The organism is Brachyspira catarrhinii (assembly GCF_005518285.1).
Taxonomy (GTDB): Bacteria; Spirochaetota; Brachyspiria; order Brachyspirales; family Brachyspiraceae; genus Brachyspira; species Brachyspira catarrhinii.
The window spans coordinates 1-2,906 of the sequence record NZ_SJDU01000299.1; the positions used below are offsets into that span (position 1 = coordinate 1).

Below are 2,906 nucleotides of genomic sequence, written 5' to 3' on the forward strand. Positions count from 1 at the left end.
AAACAATAAAAAATATTATATATAAAAAATTATTTTCTATCAATCAATAAATTTTAATCAATTCTTAAAATTTAAAATGTTTTGAAAATAAAAATATTTCTCTGCTTTCTTCTCTCGAACTTTTCGGTTTAAATACTTCAACCGATTCAAAATTTTCTTTTAATTCCTTTTTGAAATCGGGCAAATCTTTTCCGTCAAAAACTTTTATAAAAAAATTTCCTCCGTTTTTAAGAACTTCTTTAGTAAGATTAAAAATTGATTTTGCCAAAGCCATCGAACGAAAATGATTCGTTTCTTTATCGGAAGTAGTATTCGGCATTGCATCGCTTACCACGACATCGAATTTTATATTATCAAAAGTAGTTAAATTCATTTCTTTAATATCGCCAAGTATAAAAGTAAATTTTGGATGCGAAAAAGAATTTGGAAGTATATCGACTCCGACTACAGAGCCGCTTTTTAATATTTTGTTAAGCATATATTGACTGAAAGAACCTGGCGAGCATCCTATATCCAAAACTCTATCGGAAGATTTTATAAACTTAAATTTATTTTGCGCCTCTTCAAGTTTGAATACGCTTCGAGCTTTATAATTTTCTTCTTTTGCTTTTTTGTAGTAGAAATCTTTTACTTTTTTCATTTTAGAAATTATATTATATTATTTATTTTTTTAAATAAATAATAAGCGAATATATTATTTTTAATATAAAATTATGGTATTGCGAGTAGAATTTTTTTTATATTTTATATAAGGGCTTGCGCTTTTTTATTAATTATGTTAGAATATACTAACAATTAAAGTTAAAATACAAACTTAATTGAAATAATATAAAACATAAGGATTTTGCATGAAGCGTTACTTATTAATATTTTTAACGATATTTTTTAATAATTTATATTCTTATAATTCAAAGGATATAAACGATTTTTATAATAATTATTATTCTTCAAATTACGATTTAAAGAATATATCGAAAGAGGATTTAACTTATAAAAATATTTCTTCTTTGGTAGAAGCTAAAAAGTTAAAAGAAGATAAAGAAAAATATAATTATCTTAAAAATCAAATCGGTAAAAATGAAAATTATCTAAATTCGGACGATATCGATTATTTGATAAGCGTATCGGAGCTTATGTCTTATATTGTGTATTATTGCGGTTTACCCGAGAAGATTTCTTTCGGCAGAAAAACCAAAGATATATATAAAAAAGTTTTGGAGAAAGATTCGAATAATTTTTTCGCTCTTTTAGGAACGGCTGTAGGGTATATGCATGCGCCCGCTATAGCTGGAGGAAGCGACAAAAAGGCGTTTGAATATTTTAATAAGGCTTTAAATAATTCAAATCAAAAATATCAAAAATATTTATCTTATGTTTGGCTATCTCAATACTATTTCAAAACTAAAGATAACGAAAATTATCAAAAGTATATCGATATGAGTATTGAAATTTATCCGAACGGAGATTTATTAAAGGAGGCGATAGACAGAAATAAAAATAGAAAAAAACCTTTATAAATTTAAATTAAAAAATTAGATAAAAAAATTAATTTAATTTATAAAGAAAAAATTTTAAAAAGTTTAATAAGGTTTAATTTAAAAAAAATTAATAATTAATATAAATGAAGAAATAAATAATTGTATTTTTGGAATAAGGTTGTTTGAAAATAATAAAAAACTAAAAATAAAAAAATAAAAACAAAGGATAATAAAAATGAAAATATTACATTTAATATTAACGATGATTTTAATTAGCGCATATTCGTTATTCGGATATACGATTTTGGAAGATTTTAACGACTTCTTGATAGACGAAGACCAACTTACAATTAGACTCGACAGAGCGGGAGTATTGGCGGGAAGCGAAAATGTTCGCTTTATGATTGGAGTAGAAGGAGAAACCGCTGGAGTTTTGCTTGATAATTTAGAAAACGGAGTTAAAGGCGGAATAAATACTTTCAGACCGAGAGCCATAGCGGGAATCGGCTACAAAAACGAAAGCTTTGGAATAGGATTTGGCTATCAATTTATGTATAGCACGGCGACTTGGCAGGCTCATACTCCAATAATTACCGCAACGGCTTTGGGAGAAAAGTTGAGAATAAATGTTCCCGTTACAATCGGAGTAGGAAGCGGAGATATTAATAAAGACGATTTGTCGGTTTCTACCGATATAAGATTAGAATATTATTTCGACAGCGATATTTTTAGCAGATTAAGAGTAAACCTAAAATACGGAATGTATAAAATGAAAGCTAATGAAAATAGATATGCTGAAGCTCCGACTTTACCAACAAATATGGCGGGAAGAATGTCGCTCGAAATGGGAGAAGACGGAAAATACGGCTTTATAAAAGACGCTACGGCTCATTCCATTGGTATAGATTTGAGAGGATATTTCATTGCCACTACCGACCCGATTTTGATAGAGCCTCAAATAAGATTATTGTATCAAGGTTCTGTCAAAGATTTTAAGGGAACTTCTTATTCCGTAACAACTCCAGCTGGAGGAACGCATAGCGGAGCAGTCGAATTCGGACATTATATAATTGACGCGACATCTCCAATGGGCGCTTTCGATATGGATACTTCTACAACAACAGGTTGGTATGATATGGAGACTCATAGAGTAAAATCCGAAGTTGAAGGAGCGAGCATCGATATTGGCGGACAAACTTATTATATAACTAAACCTCAATTTATAGGAGTTTCCGTTCCCGTAGGTTTTACGGCGGAGAGCGATTTAATCTCTATTTATTTAGAACCCGCTCTTTCTCTTTCTATGGTAACGGGGGGGGTTAACCAATACGCTTCGAGCGCAAAACCCGTTAGAATACCGCCAGTATTTTATTCGATTGGATATTTATTTTACGGCGAATTATCCATAACTCCTTTTGCTAAATTTAG

3 protein-coding genes are annotated in these 2,906 nt (G+C 29.6%); 2 read left to right on the forward strand and 1 reads right to left on the reverse strand.

The features are described from left to right. Positions 1 to 64: 64 nt before the first annotated feature. Positions 65 to 640: an SAM-dependent methyltransferase gene (locus EZH24_RS09665; protein WP_137998946.1), complete on the reverse strand. Its 576-nt coding sequence runs from the start codon at positions 638 to 640 to the stop codon at positions 65 to 67. Between the two features lie 208 nt (positions 641 to 848). Here EZH24_RS09665 and EZH24_RS09670 point away from each other — a divergent pair, with 208 nt between their 5' ends. Both EZH24_RS09670 and EZH24_RS09675 read left to right on the forward strand, forming a co-directional pair. Then, complete coding sequence (locus EZH24_RS09670) at positions 849 to 1,517, forward strand: hypothetical protein (RefSeq protein WP_137998947.1); 669 nt, start codon at positions 849 to 851, stop codon at positions 1,515 to 1,517. A gap of 196 nt (positions 1,518 to 1,713) precedes the next feature. Continuing rightward, the coding region (locus EZH24_RS09675; protein WP_137998948.1) for a variable surface protein VspJ at positions 1,714 to 2,906 on the forward strand (1,193 nt) is incomplete at its 3' end.

Coding starts and splice junctions, on each gene's coding strand:
- EZH24_RS09665 (WP_137998946.1), bottom strand. CDS start 640: ATGAAAAAAGTAAAAGATTTCTACTACAAAAAAGCAAAAGAAGAAAAT.
- EZH24_RS09670 (WP_137998947.1), top strand. CDS start 849: ATGAAGCGTTACTTATTAATATTTTTAACGATATTTTTTAATAATTTA.